The organism is Nocardia amikacinitolerans (assembly GCF_900215415.1).
Lineage (GTDB): Bacteria > Actinomycetota > Actinomycetes > Mycobacteriales > Mycobacteriaceae > Nocardia > Nocardia amikacinitolerans.
The window spans coordinates 1,191,454-1,207,175 of sequence record NZ_OBEG01000001.1; the positions used below are offsets into that span (position 1 = coordinate 1,191,454).

Annotated in this window: 10 protein-coding genes; 2 read left to right on the plus strand and 8 right to left on the minus strand. The window is 62.8% G+C overall.

What is annotated here, in order from left to right; translation table 11 throughout:
• Positions 1 to 13: 13 nt before the first annotated feature.
• From CRP45_RS05740 to CRP45_RS05765, 6 genes are all read right to left on the minus strand, one after another.
• Positions 14 to 1,426: a hypothetical protein gene (locus tag CRP45_RS05740; protein ID WP_097244082.1), complete on the minus strand. Its 1,413-nt coding sequence runs from the start codon at positions 1,424 to 1,426 to the stop codon at positions 14 to 16.
• Positions 1,423 to 2,889: an ATP-binding protein gene (locus CRP45_RS05745; RefSeq protein WP_143861349.1), complete on the minus strand. Its 1,467-nt coding sequence runs from the start codon at positions 2,887 to 2,889 to the stop codon at positions 1,423 to 1,425. The genes CRP45_RS05740 and CRP45_RS05745 overlap by 4 nt, the downstream gene beginning before the upstream one ends.
• Positions 2,886 to 4,955 (minus strand): CHAT domain-containing protein, encoded by a 2,070-nt coding sequence (locus CRP45_RS05750; RefSeq protein ID WP_143861350.1) that lies wholly within the window; start codon positions 4,953 to 4,955, stop codon positions 2,886 to 2,888. The genes CRP45_RS05745 and CRP45_RS05750 overlap by 4 nt, the downstream gene beginning before the upstream one ends.
• Positions 4,956 to 5,178: 223 nt before the next feature.
• Entirely contained in the window at positions 5,179 to 7,536 is a 2,358-nt protein-coding gene (locus tag CRP45_RS05755) for a S8 family serine peptidase (RefSeq protein ID WP_097244085.1), read from the minus strand.
• 397 nt (positions 7,537 to 7,933) lie between these two features.
• Positions 7,934 to 9,625 (minus strand): DUF6345 domain-containing protein, encoded by a 1,692-nt coding sequence (locus CRP45_RS05760; RefSeq protein ID WP_143861351.1) that lies wholly within the window; start codon positions 9,623 to 9,625, stop codon positions 7,934 to 7,936.
• Between the two features lie 422 nt (positions 9,626 to 10,047).
• Positions 10,048 to 10,755, minus strand: coding sequence for a LuxR C-terminal-related transcriptional regulator (locus tag CRP45_RS05765; RefSeq protein WP_179830767.1), 708 nt, complete (start codon positions 10,753 to 10,755; stop codon positions 10,048 to 10,050).
• 636 nt (positions 10,756 to 11,391) lie between these two features.
• Between CRP45_RS05765 and CRP45_RS05770 the strand changes: the two genes are divergently transcribed.
• Positions 11,392 to 12,054, plus strand: a complete 663-nt coding sequence (locus CRP45_RS05770; RefSeq protein ID WP_143861352.1) for a hypothetical protein — start codon at positions 11,392 to 11,394, stop codon at positions 12,052 to 12,054.
• A 151-nt stretch (positions 12,055 to 12,205) separates the two neighbouring features.
• Positions 12,206 to 13,297 (plus strand): TetR/AcrR family transcriptional regulator, encoded by a 1,092-nt coding sequence (locus tag CRP45_RS05775; RefSeq protein WP_097244089.1) that lies wholly within the window; start codon positions 12,206 to 12,208, stop codon positions 13,295 to 13,297.
• 15 nt (positions 13,298 to 13,312) lie between these two features.
• Here CRP45_RS05775 and CRP45_RS05780 read toward each other — a convergent pair whose 3' ends face one another.
• Both CRP45_RS05780 and CRP45_RS05785 read right to left on the minus strand, forming a co-directional pair.
• Positions 13,313 to 14,809: an AMP-binding protein gene (locus CRP45_RS05780; RefSeq protein WP_097244090.1), complete on the minus strand. Its 1,497-nt coding sequence runs from the start codon at positions 14,807 to 14,809 to the stop codon at positions 13,313 to 13,315.
• A 133-nt stretch (positions 14,810 to 14,942) separates the two neighbouring features.
• The gene (locus CRP45_RS05785; RefSeq protein ID WP_097244091.1) at positions 14,943 to 15,638 is read right to left on the minus strand and encodes a DUF8020 domain-containing protein; all 696 of its coding nucleotides are present in this window, start codon (positions 15,636 to 15,638) and stop codon (positions 14,943 to 14,945) included.
• Between the last annotated feature and the right edge of the window lie 84 nt (positions 15,639 to 15,722).

A 15,722-nucleotide genomic window follows, 5' to 3' on the forward strand; every position in this document is an offset into this window, starting at 1 on the left:
CACTTCCTTTGTCCTACTCGCCGACCGCGCTCGGTGCACGAACGGCGGGGTCACCGATTACGACGTAGCTGCGGGCGTCGTTGTTCGAGGTCCAGAGCCGGACGAGGTCCGAGTCGAGGAACCGCTCGCCGTAATGGCTTTCCCGGTACCATCGATCGCTCAGCTCCGTGGAAAGATCTGCGTACCGTTGGTTGAAGACTTCCACCGTGTGACCCACTCGCCAACCGGCGATGAGGGCTTGCAGGCAACTGGCGAACGGCTCGCATTGTTCGCCGACTTCGGGCGAGGCGAAAGAGCAACTCCAGGCGCGTTCGACATGACCGACGAACGCCAGCGTCGACATTGTCGGCGCGGCCAGTAGATGTACGGGCAGCTTTGCGACGAAAGGCGTTGTTTCATCGGGGGATCCACCCAACGCGAGGTGAGGAAAGTCGTCGCGATGCGGCGTCCCCGCGCCGAAACACGCGAAGGAGAACACGATCTCCGGACGCACACCAGCGGGGACATCGGCTGCGGCAAAGTAGAACCCCTCGCTGATCGGCTTGTTCCCCCAGCTCAGCGGTCCCGGCCAATCCTGGCACAGCAGTGCGCCCTGAGCGTCACGTCGGCGTACATCGGTACTGGGAAAACACATTCCATGACTGGCCGTGAAGAGGACGCTTGGCCCATTCGTGTCGGAGAAGAGTTCAGTGAGGCAGTCTTTGGTGGCATCATCGCCGATCGAGACGTCGACCTGCCAGTCGACAGATCCGGAGAGGTCGGCCTCGAGCGGCGCAACCAACTGCTCGGCGCTGAGTTTGGTTGCGCGGTCTCCCTTGTTCCGTGGGCCGAAGAGCGTGATCTTCTTGGTTTTCGGCCGTTCGCCACATTCGGCGGCTACAACGGATCGTGCGTATCCCGAATACTGCTCGATCGTGTCGAAGCTGATGCGGCCAACCGCGTACTGCACGTCGAGTTGATACTGGAATTGATAGGGCAACGCCGTAGGGTCTCCCACGATCAGCAGATAGTATGGAACTTTTTCCGGATTGGCGGGCCCGGGGCCCATCTTGTGCCGGGCGAGCCATCGCTGTTTGGTCTCGAGCGGGCGTGGCGCACTCTCGCCTCGATACTCGCGATACCGATCGCCTGCTTGCTCGCGCCGGAGCTCGAGCAAGGGAGATAGCGCCTCGACAGCTTCTGCCGATGTTCCATCGGCGAAAATCACACCCCACCCCGATTGCTCGAGGTTCTCGAGATCCACACCGAACACCGCGCCGAAATGATCCTCGGCACCCTGGGAACGGAGCTTGATGTCGTTCTCATCCTCGAGACGTTCCGGTTCGCCGCGAATCACTTTTGCGAGCGCGTCGACATTCTGCGGCGCCGGCAGGTATGCGCCCGTCGATCCGTCTATTCCATTGAATGTGAATTCGGGAGTATTCATGGTGTCACCAGTAGGTAGATAATCAAGACCAGCTCGATCAAGGTGAGGATGAGCAAAACGATGATCAGAAAGGCGAGACGAGTGCGTAGGATTGCCTGGCCATTGCGTTGTCGAGATCGTTCGATGAACTCACGTTCGAGGTCACCAACGTCGTTGCGCTGCCGAATCAGCCAGTATTTCGCTTCCGCCAACTCCTCTCGCGAGAGCAGGTCGGAGTCGTCGCGGCCGCCATGTGACCAGACGGACGCACGGTACTCGATCGGGTGCAGGTTGTTCCGCCGCCATTTCCTGTTGCTGCGAATCACGGGCGCGACCAGGCGATCATGGGTTAGCTCGTACCAAACGACACCGGCTCGGCGATCACTTCGAATCAAATAACGATCCTCCAGCGCCGCGAGCACGGTCGAGGCGTCGACACCGCCTGTTTTCGGCCCACGTCGGCTTTGGCTGCGCCATTCCTTTTCGGTGATCAGTTCGCTGTCGAACCAGTCACGCAGCGCGCGCTCGTCGGTATCGGTCTCGGCGACCACGTCGCTGATCGCGTCGGAATAGAACCCGGCCAACGTGGTGTCGATATCGGCGTAATTCTTGACGTCCGCCGCCGTGATGGTGCCAACCGAACCCGAACGATCATGGCGCAATGTGCGCCACAGTCGATGGCATGCGACCTGCAACTGCACCGGCTCGACGTGCGGTCCGACGCGTTCCTTGGAGAAGCCGCCTGGGCACTCAACGCGCACCCGGGCGAGGTCGGCGAACATCCGCTCGGCACCCTCGTCGGTGAAGTCGCCGTCATAATCTTCGGCGGGCTTCTGGATGGCCCTCAGTGCGGCGTCATGTTGCAGGAAGTCGAGCCGATATCTCGTCCGTAGTCGGCCGGGAATGTGGCGCAAGAACGGCTCGAGCCCGCCGATGAAGTCCTCTCGCATCGAGAACAGCGCCCACCGACCTGCGTTCTCGAGGGCAGCGCCCAACTGTTCGAAGAATTCCTCCTGCCCACGCCTATCCGTCGGATCGAGGTTGAGGATCTCCTCGAACTGGTCGAATATCAAGACTCGCTCGGCATCCGGCGCCTGTTCTGAGTCCAGCCGCTCGAGGACGCCGGTAAGCGTCGCATGCTCGATGCCTTGGTAATCGTCGAGACGATCCTCACCGACCAATGCGAGTGCGACGCTGTAGACCCAGCGATTGGCTACCGGTTTCGGTGTAAACGCATTTACCCGGAGAGTGTGAGAGACGCTGAGGCTTTCGCGGGCCAGTTCCGGTAGCAACCCAGCCTGGATCAGCGAAGTTTTTCCGGCACCGGATGGCGAGTGCAGCAGGACTATTCGCTCCGCTATCAGCAGGTCGGTAAGCTCTCGACGTTCCCTCTCTCGACCGTACAGGGCCTCATTGGCCGTGAAGGCTCGCGGTCCGACATAGGGGTTCTTCCAGTGGCTCTTTGCAGACACGACGTTGGTCATTCTTCATCCTTCAATCGAGCCTGTAGCTTGCGCAGGAATTCGCTCGTTTCACCCCAGAAGATGCGAACTGTCGCAAGATCAAGATAGGATTCGAGGTACTCCTGAGCCGCGTCCGATTCCATGAGCTGACTGTCAGGCCTGAGCTGGACACCGACGTGCTGCCGCTTTTTCAACTGGTCGCGTCCGCCGAAGCTCTGCACGCCCTGGAACAGCACGCGGAAATCCCAGTCGTCGAGCTCGTAACCGAGAAATAACAAGGATCGTCGAGTGAGAGCCGTTCCGATGATCGGCGTCTCATTCCGTCGCTCGATCCAGCTCTTTATCCAAGCGAAGTAATCGTCCTCCGACAGCACCAGCGTGTCGGGATGCTCCAGTCGACCGAACATGTGGTAGACGAGCGGCCTCTCGACCCTTGGCTCTTCTTCGAGCGCTTGGGCCGCGTCAACGGTTTGGGCGGTCCAATCGAAGGATCGAACGACCGGTTGCTTGCCCGCCTCCGTCAGCGCGGCTGCAAGCAAGCCTGTCCAGTTCGTCGTGACGAAGATCGGCGCTGGTAACTCCGCAATAATGCGGAATGGGTCGTGTTCGTCTTGCGCGCGCTGTAACCGCCCGACCTCGAGCACTGCCGGTTCAGGATCTTGTCCCTGTAACAATTCGCTCGGAAGGGTCTTCGCGTAGCGCTCACGCAGCTCCGCCATCACATACTTGCGGAGCTCGATCTCTGGATGGCGCTGGGCGACCCGCACGGTCAGGTACTGCGCTACCTTGGACAGATCCGTCCGGTTGTGTCGACTTATCGGTGCCTGCCACCGCTCGACCCACCGTTGAGCGATCCCTGACCGCGAACCCAGAATGCGGTCGGCCACCCCCGGACCGATGACTGGTGTGCACATTCCGGTTTGGATGCCGTCGATCAGCGCCGTCCAGGTGGCCTGGGACCTCTCACTGAATTCCGGCAGGTAGTAGGTCCGTCCCGTCCGGAGCCGAGAAAACAGCACCGGCATCCACCAGTCCCGCCGATCCGCGATCTGACCGCGTGCGTGAGCCACCGCGCGGTCTACCACGCCGTCACGGCCGAGCGCCTCGAAGAAGGAAGGGATGAACCGCGCTGCGGACTCGACCGTGAAGTCGCCCTGCATAGCGAGGACAGCGGGTATCCCGGCTTCGGCCAGCCGCGGACCGAGCGACTTGAGGGCAACCTCGTCCGAGGCCTCGTCTCCGCCGCCGACACTCCGGCAAGCACAGATGACCGCGATTGTGGGCCTGTGTTGGAGCCCTGCGATCATCTCGCTGATCTGAGAACCTGTCACGCCGTCGTAGGTTCCGTCCGGCTTCTCCAGGTACAGAACCGACTCGTTCGCCAAATAGGCACCATGGCACACGACGTACAGCACGTCGAACCGATCGCCGTGCGCATCAGCACTGAGGGCTTCCCGTACTGCGGGCAGCGTGGCTCTCTTCTCCTCACCGGCGAGCAGCGTCACCTGCATACCCGCGAGCGCCTGTCTGGCGCGGTTCTCCTCCTGCGGCAAATCGAGAGCCGCAAGGCTGCGCCCGCCAGGCGTTACTGCGCCCAGGTCTGGATTCGCGATGACGGCCAGCGCGCGGAGTTCGTGCTTCCGGGGTGGCGAGATCGTGCGCCAATCCGACGTACTCAAATAGCGGGAGAAACTGATGTTGTTCCGAGTGGCGATCGGGCTGTCGTCGTCAGGATCCCCAAGCAACTCCCAGCGCAGGGCGTGGTACCACGCGGGCGCCTTCGGATCGAGCAGTAATCGCACGTGTACCGGCAGTTCGCCATTGTCCGCGATGGCCCGCGCCTGTCGGTACATCTTGAGTACGTCGGACTCCGAGCGCAGCACCTGATCGGTGAGCTGCCGCCCGTAGGCGGTTGGATCGCCGTGCAGAAACGCGAGCGCATCGGCGTCGATCGACAGCGGCTCCGCCCCGAGTTCGCGAACGTCGTTCGCGCTATCCGGGTCGTCGTAGTGGATGCTGACGTCGAACCTGTCGTCGTCGTGACGCCAGCGCAGGCCCAGCTCGAGTTCGGCACATTTGGTACCCATCCTGATCACCCCAATTCTCTGGGGATAAATCTATTCGCACGAGATCCAGCTACACGGGTAGTCGACTACCTGAGATCGTGGGGCGATGCGCGCGTCGAATGCGTAGTGTGAACCAAACATCGACGAAGACTGGACCGGCATTCTCGCGCGCCCGTTCGGTCACGATTGCGCTGCGTAGTCGAAGAGGAAGCCGGTCCTCGCTGATTTGCGTCGACTGGGAGCGTCATATCGGATCTTCTCGGATGACCCAACGCTGGGTGTCGTTGTTCTGGGCGGGCCGGGTGACCACCGCGAAGTCGCGCGCGGTGCTCTGATGGGCATCGATGAAGCGGCGGCTGCTGAGCTGCTGGATAGTGAAGGTGTCGTTGTTGAAAGGCAGAAGCACCCAGCGCTGACTGTCGTTGTCCTGATCGGATCGGGTCACGACCGCGAAGTCCTTGTCTGAATTTCCATGAGCGTCGAGGAATCGGTTGTTGCGCACGTGCTGGATGCTGTACACGAAACCCACGTGCGTATACACCCAGCGCTGCGTGTCGTTCTGCTGCGCGGGCCGAGTCACGACCGCGAAGTCGTTGTCGTCCGAAGTGTAGGCATCCAGGAAGCGGAGGCTGCTCTTCTGCTGAACGGTGTACCCGCCGCCGGCCTGAAACAGTGAGGTCCAGCGCTGGCTGTCGTTGTGCTGCGCGGGCCGGGTCACGACCGCGAAGTTGTTGTCCGCGGAGGTGTGGGCGTCCAGGAAGCGACCGGTACTCACCTGCTGAAGTGTCGCCGTATCGGCATCGCCGGGAATCCTCCAGTACACCCAACGCTGGCTGTCGTTGTTCTGCGCGGGCCGGGTGACCGCGGCGAAATCGCGCGAGGAGGTTTCGTGGGCATCCAGAAACCTGCCGCTGCTCTTTTGCTGGATGGTGTAGACGGACGCCACCGGCAAGAGCATCCAGCGTTGGCTGTCGTTGTTCTGCGCGGGCCGGGTGACAGCAGCGAAGTCTTCTCCCTGCGACGTGTAGGCATCGAGGAAGCGATAGTTGCTGCGCTGCTGAATCGTGCAGCGACCCCGCACGGTCTGGATAGCCAAGTCGACCGCGGCATGTGCGTTGATCCGGCCGCGACCGAGCATGCCGACAAAGCCCGGGTTGACCTCGTCGATGTTGTCACAGCTTTCTTCGATGATCTGACGAACCCGCTGGTTGGTCATGGCGGTGTTCCGAGACCAGATCAACGCAGCCAAACCGGCCACGTGGGGTGCGGCCATGGAGGTACCGCCGAGGAGTCCGTGGGTGTTGTTCCGAGTGGTCGACCAGATATTGACACCCGGTGCGGCAACGTCGACATTCGTACCGAAGTTCGACGACTGGGTCGCTGAGAAGGTGCCCCTGCGGTCCTGCTGGTCGAGGGCAGCAACGGCGATGACTTGCGGATACACACCGGGGAACTGCGGCGAGGTGTCGGTGTTGACGCCGTCGTTTCCTGCGGCGAACACCACGACAATATTGTTGTCGACCGCGTTTTCGATGGCGGTCCGCACTCCGGCATGGTCACCGTTCATTCGCCAGCTGCAATTGATGACGTAACGGCGGTTCGGATGTGCCGTCGCCTGCGCGGAGACGTAGTTGATGGCGTCGGCACGGTTCTGATTCTGTCCGGCGGTCAAATTTATGCGCAGCGGCATCAGCCGACAGCGCGGCGCGACACCGATCACTCCAACGGCGTTATCCACCGCCGCGACTGTGCCGCACACGTGAGTGCCGTGGCTGCCGCTGTTCTCGTCCTCAGGCACGCGGTCGGCCGCGTCGGAGAAGTCCCAGTCCTCGGTCCCGCGATCGAGAATATTGGCCTGCAGATCGTCGTGATCCAAATCCGCACCGGTGTCGATCACCGCGATTACGATGTCCGGGTCTCCGCGGGTGAGATCCCAGGCATCCGCGATGGCGATATCGGCCCCAGCAGTGCCTGCCGTGCCGTTCACGGTCTGGCCGGTGTTGCGTAGCCCCCAGAGACGACCGAAATCTGGGTCGTCCGGAATGTAGGCCAGGGCACTGTTGAAGCTCACCTCACTCGGCTCGGCGAAGGCCACCTCGGTGAGTTCCGCGAACTCGCGGATCGTTTCGAACAGCCCATGACCAGCGGGTACTGCCACCGTGTAGTAGCCGGGAGTGCGTTGCCTGACGACAACGGCGCCTCCATTTTCCTCGATGATTGCCTCGGCCCGGGTCGAATCGATCTCGTGTCGGAACTGCACCGTGAACTCGTCTGGCAGGAAGTATCGGGATGCGCCGTTCTCGTCGATCATCACGGGAATGGAGTTGGCGACGATGGGTTGCTCCGCCAGCGAACGCGCCGCGGTATCCATTGTCACAGCCGGATCCAAGTAGACCGCGGCGAAACCGTGATCCAGATTGAAACCCTGACTGACGGACAGAAGAGGTGCCGCCGCCACGATTTCGTTGATCGCCGTCTCGGAGGCGAGCCCTTGGAAGGTCACCATGGCCTCGTCCGGTTTGGGGGTGAACGACACGCCGTGGCCGTTCGTCTTGTCGACATAGTTGTACTGAGCCTCGGAGCTCACTTCGGGACGCGTCATGACAACCTCACAATGGTGCTCGGTAACTGGATGAGTTGAATCTTGCGCGCCGAATGGAGCCTGATCGTGAGTAGTCCGCTACCTGCAATTCGCCAATTCGTTCCGCGCTCCGCGGATGACTCGACACTGGCAACAGAGCACAACCGACTGAGCATCGTCCGCACGTGCTGCACTTATCCGTAGAGTGGAGGGCAGAACTCGATTGGTCGGCGCATCACCGCCATTCAGTCGCCCAAATATCTATGATTCGGCAGGTAGGGCAAACGCAACTCGCGTGTGCCCTACTTGTTCCTGTGTGATTTGTGGAGACGCTGGGTGACGAACCCCCAACCCCTCCGACTACCACCGGAGTTCAGTTCGATGGAGTCGATCGTTCGTGGCACACGTGGATCCAGGCTCACGCAAGCACCGGCGCCTCTACGACGTACCGTTTCGCCAACCCCTGTCCGAAATCGACCTCAACCTCTTGGCGTGCGACGACGACGGCATCGCCGTCTCGAAGTGCGTAGCCGATCTCCGAGGAGTTGGGTACGACCCGAACATCCTGTGGGACGCGCCCGCTCGCAGCGACTCGGCGCAGTCGATGCTGCAGCGCGCCCACGAGCAGCTCGTCGACGATCGTGCCGTCCCGTCCGGTCACCTCGGCCCCACCGGAAGGATCGCCCGTGTTCTCCCGCGGCGACGAATCACGCCTGCGAGCGTTAGGATCCGGCGGTGACGGCGGGTGATCCCGCAAGTCCGCGACCCGCAGGGTCGTGTCCGCAATCCCGGTGACCGTGCCCTCGTTGTCCACGCGAACCTGCAAGAACCCGCTGCCCGGTGTCACCACGGGCAGCGAGTCGATGACCTGGGTGAAGACGACCGTCGTTTCGCGAACCGACTCGTCGATCAGATCATCTGCACTGCCTCCAGCCTGTCTGTCGAACCTCGTGTGGTCGAGTATCAGATCGATCTCGTCAGCGAGCCCGTACTCTTCGACCGCTCCCCTGGCGACTCGGACGGCCTCGGCAGCTGCCAATTGCTGCGGGGAATCCGACGTCTCCGCAAGGGCAATCTCACGCGACCCGTCCGGCCCGATCGCGAGCCGCAGGTTGGAGCTGCCCTCAAAGGACGCACCCCGTTGCAGATCTCCTGCGCCGGCGTCGCCAGGAAGGGACAGGCCAAAACGGTCGGCGAGCCCCCGAATCGACTCGAGTGGCGGCGCCAGCCGTGCTGAAACAAGCCGCGCTGGAAGGCGAAGATTGGGAGAACGCATTCGAGCGGCGTCATACCACCGCCACCACCACCACGAGGTGTTGGCCGGTGTCCCCTCAAAGAACCGCTCATTGAAGGCGCGGCCCGACGCCTCGCTTTGCGTCGCACCGCAGGCCACGACCGAGGGCTCCTGCCTCGAGCTGATCCGCCACGACGCATCTAGGAACGCCGAGCTCAACGACTTGTTCTTATTCCACTCCTCGAAGAACAGACGGCCGTAGCGACCGTCGTCGACACTGACTGTTTCGTAGCCGAAGATCATCCTCAATCCGAGATTCGCCGCCGCCCAGGTGCGTATCGGCGTGTGGCCACCCTTTACCCGCAGCGACAGACAGGTCGACCAGAATACGTACCGGGCGTATTCGTTGCCCAGCCGCATGTCATTCGACGAAGTCCAATGATCTCCGCCCCAGTCGTTCCCTACGGGGATTGAAAATACTCCGGCGGCGGACATGTCACCGTGTCCCGAGTGGTAGACGACTCGTGCGGAGTCGAAACCATAGTCGTCAAGATAATTGTCGAACGTTTCCTGGTAGATCCACTGGCCTACCGAACCGTCACGATACCAGCCGTTGGGTGTATTGAATTGTTTTACATAGTTGTAAAATCCCCCAGTATCGTCATGTGTGAGAGAGAGGTCACCGATACCGGGAGGAAAGTCCTCGATAGAGGTAAAGAAGTACATATCTTGCGCGCTACCGCGCACCGCTCTGCCTCCGGCGGCAACGTCGGCTTCCGCTAGCGGATCCATTGGCCCAATACGGACCGCGCTACCTGTCTTGATGCCTGCGCCATCTGGACCACCGCCACTTTTTAGGGTGCTCATCAGTGTCATCGTTTCTTCCCCTATTCTCGACGAATATTTGCACGCCACACAGGGCGTCCGGGTGTATCTACAGCTCGAGCCGACCCCGACACGCGTGCACCGGAACCCGCTGGGCGCATGATCCGTCCACCGATCTGTTCAAGCTTCGGCCGTGGGAGCCCCCGCCATCCTCGACCACCGCCAGATCGGCATGAGCTCCTGAACAGCTGCGGATCAGGTCGCCGATGACTCCCGAGCATGCGACCAGCGCTACGGTCGTCCCAGTTTTGTCGTTCATCGGTACCTCGAAACCGACGCCGCCTACCGACGCCATCGGACCAAGTAACACTCCAGGCGCCCTTCCGTAGCAATGAATCGCCGGATCTGTCTTTCGTTGAACCCGATCCGGATCGGGTAGTCAAACGTTTCGTCGGCGGCTGCCAAAGAGAGCTTCAACCATCCATGAGGAAGCGAGCGACATCAGCACGCTGCATCGCGCCGAGCTTGTCGAGGATGTTGTGCACATGATTCTTGACGGTGCACAACTCGATGCCCAGCCGGTCGGCTATCGCGCGATTGCTGAGACCGAGCGCGATCTGATCGGCGATCTCCCGCTCGCGTGCAGTCAGGCGGAACCGTGCCCGGTGTGGTCGCTGGTCGCCGGCCAACGTCGCAACCCGGCGCATCAGCCCGCCGGCAATCATCGGCGGGCACAACGTCTCGCCGATCACCGTATGCCGCACCGCCGCAATCAGGTCGTCAAGGGTGCCTTCTCTGGGTACGTAACCCACGATGCCGGCTTCTGCGCAGGCGACCACCGATTGCTCGGTTTCCGGCAGCGCCAGCGCTACGACGCTCACCCCGGGCAGTTCCCGGGTGAACAGCCGTGCGGCCGCTGTGCTGGTCACCGCCGACATGTCCAGCAGGACCACGTCCGCATCCATTCGCCGCGCCGAGTCGATACCGTCCAGCGACCGCTCGCACGCTCGAACGTCACCGACGTCATCGAGCGCCAGCAGTACCGCAGCCAGCCCGTCACGGTACAGCCGGATCGGTGACACGATCACGATCCGCAAGGTGGCCGGTTGAATGCGACCACTGATCTCAGCGGCATCGCCGCCTTTGGCAGCGGATTCGTCTGGTACGAACTGATGGACCATCGCGCCCTCCTTGGACGCTGTGCTGTGGAGTCTCGCCGGGCACTGCCCCATGTGTGCGCTCCGCAACCCGACGCGGCAATTCTCGATCGCCCGTAGCGAGCCGTGAAGAGTACCGGTCTACTCGACCTCGCACCCGACGGCTCGCGAAGTGCATCCCCGAGCTGGGGTCAGACCGCTGGCTGCCACTCTTGACCGCTATCGCTGAGCAAGACCGCGATCGAAGCCGACGCGTCCGAGGTGGCCGGTCGGCCGGTCGGAATCCTGCGGAGTGGTCGGGATGCGAGCACAGCCGTGGTTACTGCGGTGAATGAACTCGGGCTGGGCCTCGTCGAGCAATTGCCACCGGCGAACCCGCGTCTGATTCACCCTCCACACTGCTACACCAAAGTCGAGTAGCAAACTACTCGCTACGGCTGCAGCGGCGCCCGATAACCTTCGATCACAACCAAGACCGCCGCCTCGCGGCTCATCGAAACCCTGCTCCGTCAGCCAGTCGCTGCCAGATTCCGAAGCTGTTCGCACGCGATCAACGACATTGCGCGTCATCCGAGCAGGTAGGAGAGGAAGCCGTGGCTACTTCTCGACCGGACGCCGGTGTTCGTGGGAAGGAGCCCCGCAACCATTGGAGGCTCGCGCATGGCTACGCCATCGCCTTCTGGCTCCGCTGAGGTCGAGGCGACCGCAGAGAACCTGGAGTCTTCGGCTCTGATGCGCTGGTTGAGCGGCACCGTAGCAGTCTTTGCAGCTTGCACAGGGGCCGTCGCGGTATTCACGACCGAGAATCAGGTCGGTACAGCAGCGTTGCTGGCGATCGGCGCATACTTCGCGATCACCACCCTGATCGGCCGCTTCCCCAAACTCAAGCTGGGTGAGAACGAGATCGACCCCTCCGAGTTCAGGGCATTCAAGACGACCATCGTGGCGACGACAACCGGTTTGGCGGAAACGAAGGATCGACTGCAAGAAGCGAAAGCCGAGACCGACGAGAAGATCGGGCAGATCGAGAGCGAGGTAAGCGACTTGAACGAGCGTGTCGCACGGGCCTTCTTGTCATCGATGTCGGAACCGATGTGGCACAACCTCGCAAAGCTGGGCAGCGGTAGGTTCGGCCAATACGTGATGGGGAAGGCGCTCGACCGTGAACTGCGATACCTGCGCGATGTCGGATACATAGATGTTCGATCGGTCGCGCAGATACCCCCAGAAGGAGACAATTTGTCCGACTGGGTCGAAGTCACGCCAACCGGCCATGACTTCATCGCCTTGCGCAAGGAAATCGCTCGAACGGACGCCCACTGAAGTCGCTGCACATTCCGCCAGGCGACCCAGACGATCCGCTCGAGTTGCCGGGGAAACGCTTTGGGACCTACGCCGATCGGTGGCAGCGAGTGCCCTGGCAGCGTGAGCGGTCAGAAAGTCAGATAGACCGCATGGTCGCATCGGCCGATGGATGCTTCGCTCGGCGGACCAGTCCGCGTTCTTCGAGTTCGTCGACGAACCCGATCATGGCGTTTCGGCGCACTTTTCTTCTCTGTGCCTATGTCGCAAAAGGATCGATTCCTCGGCCGCTGAAAGGACAACGCGCGGTGCATGGCGTCCGCGTCGGCGTTCATCCGCGCGCATACTTCAGGCGGTCAGCGACAAGGCCGAGCTGACATTCACCAATGTGGCGGGATGGGCCAGCGGCACCGCCTTGGACTCGGCACGAACCGGCCCGGAGTGGCAGTCGATCAAACGGTGCTCGACGACCCGCGCTCGAGGTCACGCCGCGCCCCGTGGTCTACCGGACCGCGATCGACGTGGCGCCCGGCGACCGGCTCCCGTAGGCCTTTTCGTCGTTGCCACTGGCCCGTCGGCGTTGCGGCGGGGCGTGATTTGCGACGATGGTGGTGTGTCGCAATCGGTGAACACCAGGGGTGGTAAGCAAGCGCCGGCGTTGACGCCGCGGGGTGAACGAACTCGGGCCAGATTGGTCGAGGTCGCCGAGCTCGTCTTCGCACGACTCGGGTATGTGGAGACCCGGGTCGCCGACATCGTCGCGGAGGCCGGGGTCGCGCACGGGACCTTTTATGTCTATTTCGAGTCGAAGGAAGCGATATTCCACGCGGTGGTGCTGAATCTCATCACCGATATGCGCGCCAAGGTGCGCTCGCGGCTCGGCACTCAGCCCCGGACCGCCGCCGAAGCGATCGAATCGGCGGTACGCGCCTACGTCCTCGCCTTCCGTGATCACCAACGCCTGATGCTCATGTGGGGCGAGGTCGCCGGCCTCAACCCCGACATCGAGGAGCTTCGTCAAGCCGAGATCGATCTGTTCATCGACCGGGCCGAAAAGATGATCATCCGGCTGCAGGACAACCGCCTGGCCGCTCTCGACATCGACGCCAACTATGCGGCGACGGCGCTGTGCGGCATGGTGCGTGAATTCTGTTATCAGTGGGCCAAGGCCGATGTCGATATCGACGCCGACGCGGCCGCCGCGACCCTGTCCACCCTGTGGGTGCGTGGCATCGGTGTCGTCCACCGCGCGCCGCCGGTGTGATCGCGGCGAGCAGTTCTACCGCGTCGATTCACGCAATGATTCCCGATCGATGGCCCGTTTGAGGATCTTGCCCGTCGCACCCTTGGGGAGGGCATCGGTGAACCGAATGATGCGCGGAATCTTGTATGCCGAGAGGCGTTCCCGAGTCCATCGGGAGACATCGTCGGCATCCAGCGCCGAGCCAGGCGTGGTGACGATGAGCGCGGCGATTTCCTCACCGTAATGAGCGTCCGGCACCCCGACGACCGCCGCCTCGACGACGTCGGGGTGCTCATAGAGAACCTCCTCGACCTCGGCCGGATAGACGTTGTAGCCGCCCCGGATGATCAGATCTTTGACGCGGTCGACGATGCGCAGATCACGGTCGCCATCGAATTCGCCCAGATCCCCGGTGCGGAACCAGCCGTCCGCGGACAGCACGTCGGCGGTCGCCTCGGGCCTTCGCCAATATCCCTTCATCACGGTGTCTCCCTGGATGAATACCTCGCCGATCTGGCCCGGCGGGCACACATTCGAGTCAGGATCGCGCACCTCGACCCGCAGCCGGGGGACGGCGCGTCCGGAGTATCCGATCTTCGCCCCGCGATCGAGATCGTTGAACGTGCCGAACCCGGTGGTCTCGGTCAGCCCATAGCCCTCGAGGATCGTGCAACCGAACTTCTTCTCGAAGTCGCGGGCGATCTCACCGGGTAGTGATGCGCCGCCGGAGATCGCGACGCGCAACTGTGCGAAATCCGCGCGATCCGCCGCATCGGCCGCGTGCAGCATGGCATTCCACATTGTCGGCACCCCCGCGACGATGGTCAGCCGGTCGCGCCGGATCATCCCGAGCATGGCGACCGGATCGAAACGGGCCAGCAGCGACAGCGACCCTCCGGCAGTGAAACACGGCATCATCACCGCCGACTGTCCGAAGACGTGGAACAGCGGCAGGCCGGTCCCGGTGCGATCGGCCTCGGTGCCGCGACTGGCCAGCGCCCCGATCTCCCCGCCCGCGAGCAGATTGCCGACCGTCAACTGAGCGCCCTTGGGTCGCCCGGTGGTACCGGAGGTGTACAGAATGGCAGCGGTTTCCCCCGGATCGCGGTCGGCACATTCGGCCGGTTCCGCGGCTACCTGCGCGCCAGGCGCCAACAACCACAACGGAATACCCAAGCGCTCGGCGGCCTCGGCTACCGCAGGCCCGAGGCCGTGCCATACGACGGCGAGCGAACACTCGGCATCGGTGAGGAAGTACTCGATCTCGGCGCGAGTCGACATCGTGTTCACCGGCACGACAACACCGCCGGCGATCTGGATACCCAGGTAGGCCACGGCGAATTCCGGCACCGACGGCGCGGCCAGCAGCACCCGGTCGCCCGCTCGCAGCCCCGCTGTCGCCAACGCTCCCGCGAACCGCGAACTCGATCTGTCCAATTGCCGATAGCTCCACTCGATCCGCTCGGACCGCAACGCGACACTGTCGGGAGCCATTTCGGCGCGGCGGCGAACGGGATCGAAGACGTTGACCATAGTGGGATTCCCTCGCGAATCGAATGTGACCGGGGCCGGAGCGGAAGAACGACCTGGTTGGCCTGCTTTGAGCGATGAGTGGTCCACGGTCGCCGACCGTGGACCACTCGGAAACGCCGCGCGGGCCGGATCGCTACTTCACCGGGAACGGTTCGTTGATCGTGGTGAAGTACTGGATCACCGCTGCTGTCGCGACCGGGGCGCCGACGAAGAGGGCGCCGGTGAGGGCGCCGACGGGCGCCAGCGCACCCGCGCCGATGAGGCAGCCGACGACCGGACCCGCGCCGAACATCATCGCGAGCGGGCTGGTCGCCGCGGCCAGCGTGACCCCGCCGACGAGGCAGCCGATCACTCCGGCGCCGACCGCCCCGACCAGACCACCCACCACACCGGCGACCGTGATCGTTGCCGCCATTCGGGAGAACGCGGCGACCTCGCGGTCGTACGGCGTCTTCCACGGGGCCTGGTCCTGGAACGGCAGTGCCACCGGTTTCGCCTCGGCGCGAGCGGGATCGAGGGACGGCGTCAGGCGGGCGGTGTGCTTGTCGATCTGCACGTCGATGGGAAAGGCGACGTTGTTGACGTTGAATTCGAGTGGCACGCCGGCAAGTACCGTGCCGTCGTCGGCGCGAATCTGGAACCTGCCCTTGTCGACGATCAACTGGCCGGCGTCGACGGTGATCACCGCTGTGTTCCCGTCCTGGTAGGCGGTGTAGTTGACGCCGGGTGCGACGTCCACGCTCAGGGGCTCGGCGTGGACAGTGCCTGCGCACACTGTCAGAGCGGCGACACCGATCGCGGCGGACGCGACGGACTTGCGAACTTTCATGAATCTCTACTCTCGGATCGTTATCTCGATGGGTTGGCGGTCGCTATTCGATGACGCGGGCGCCGGATTCGGCGACAGCTGTCG

Bases quoted from the DNA above. Each gene is read 5' to 3' on its own strand.
- CRP45_RS05740 (WP_097244082.1), bottom strand. From the start codon at position 1,426: ATGAATACTCCCGAATTCACATTCAATGGAATAGACGGATCGACGGGC.
- CRP45_RS05745 (WP_143861349.1), bottom strand. From the start codon at position 2,889: ATGACCAACGTCGTGTCTGCAAAGAGCCACTGGAAGAACCCCTATGTC.
- CRP45_RS05750 (WP_143861350.1), bottom strand. From the start codon at position 4,955: ATGGGTACCAAATGTGCCGAACTCGAGCTGGGCCTGCGCTGGCGTCAC.
- CRP45_RS05755 (WP_097244085.1), bottom strand. From the start codon at position 7,536: ATGACGCGTCCCGAAGTGAGCTCCGAGGCTCAGTACAACTATGTCGAC.
- CRP45_RS05760 (WP_143861351.1), bottom strand. From the start codon at position 9,625: ATGACACTGATGAGCACCCTAAAAAGTGGCGGTGGTCCAGATGGCGCA.
- CRP45_RS05765 (WP_179830767.1), bottom strand. From the start codon at position 10,755: ATGGTCCATCAGTTCGTACCAGACGAATCCGCTGCCAAAGGCGGCGAT.
- CRP45_RS05770 (WP_143861352.1), top strand. From the start codon at position 11,392: ATGGCTACGCCATCGCCTTCTGGCTCCGCTGAGGTCGAGGCGACCGCA.
- CRP45_RS05775 (WP_097244089.1), top strand. From the start codon at position 12,206: ATGCTTCGCTCGGCGGACCAGTCCGCGTTCTTCGAGTTCGTCGACGAA.
- CRP45_RS05780 (WP_097244090.1), bottom strand. From the start codon at position 14,809: ATGGTCAACGTCTTCGATCCCGTTCGCCGCCGCGCCGAAATGGCTCCC.
- CRP45_RS05785 (WP_097244091.1), bottom strand. From the start codon at position 15,638: ATGAAAGTTCGCAAGTCCGTCGCGTCCGCCGCGATCGGTGTCGCCGCT.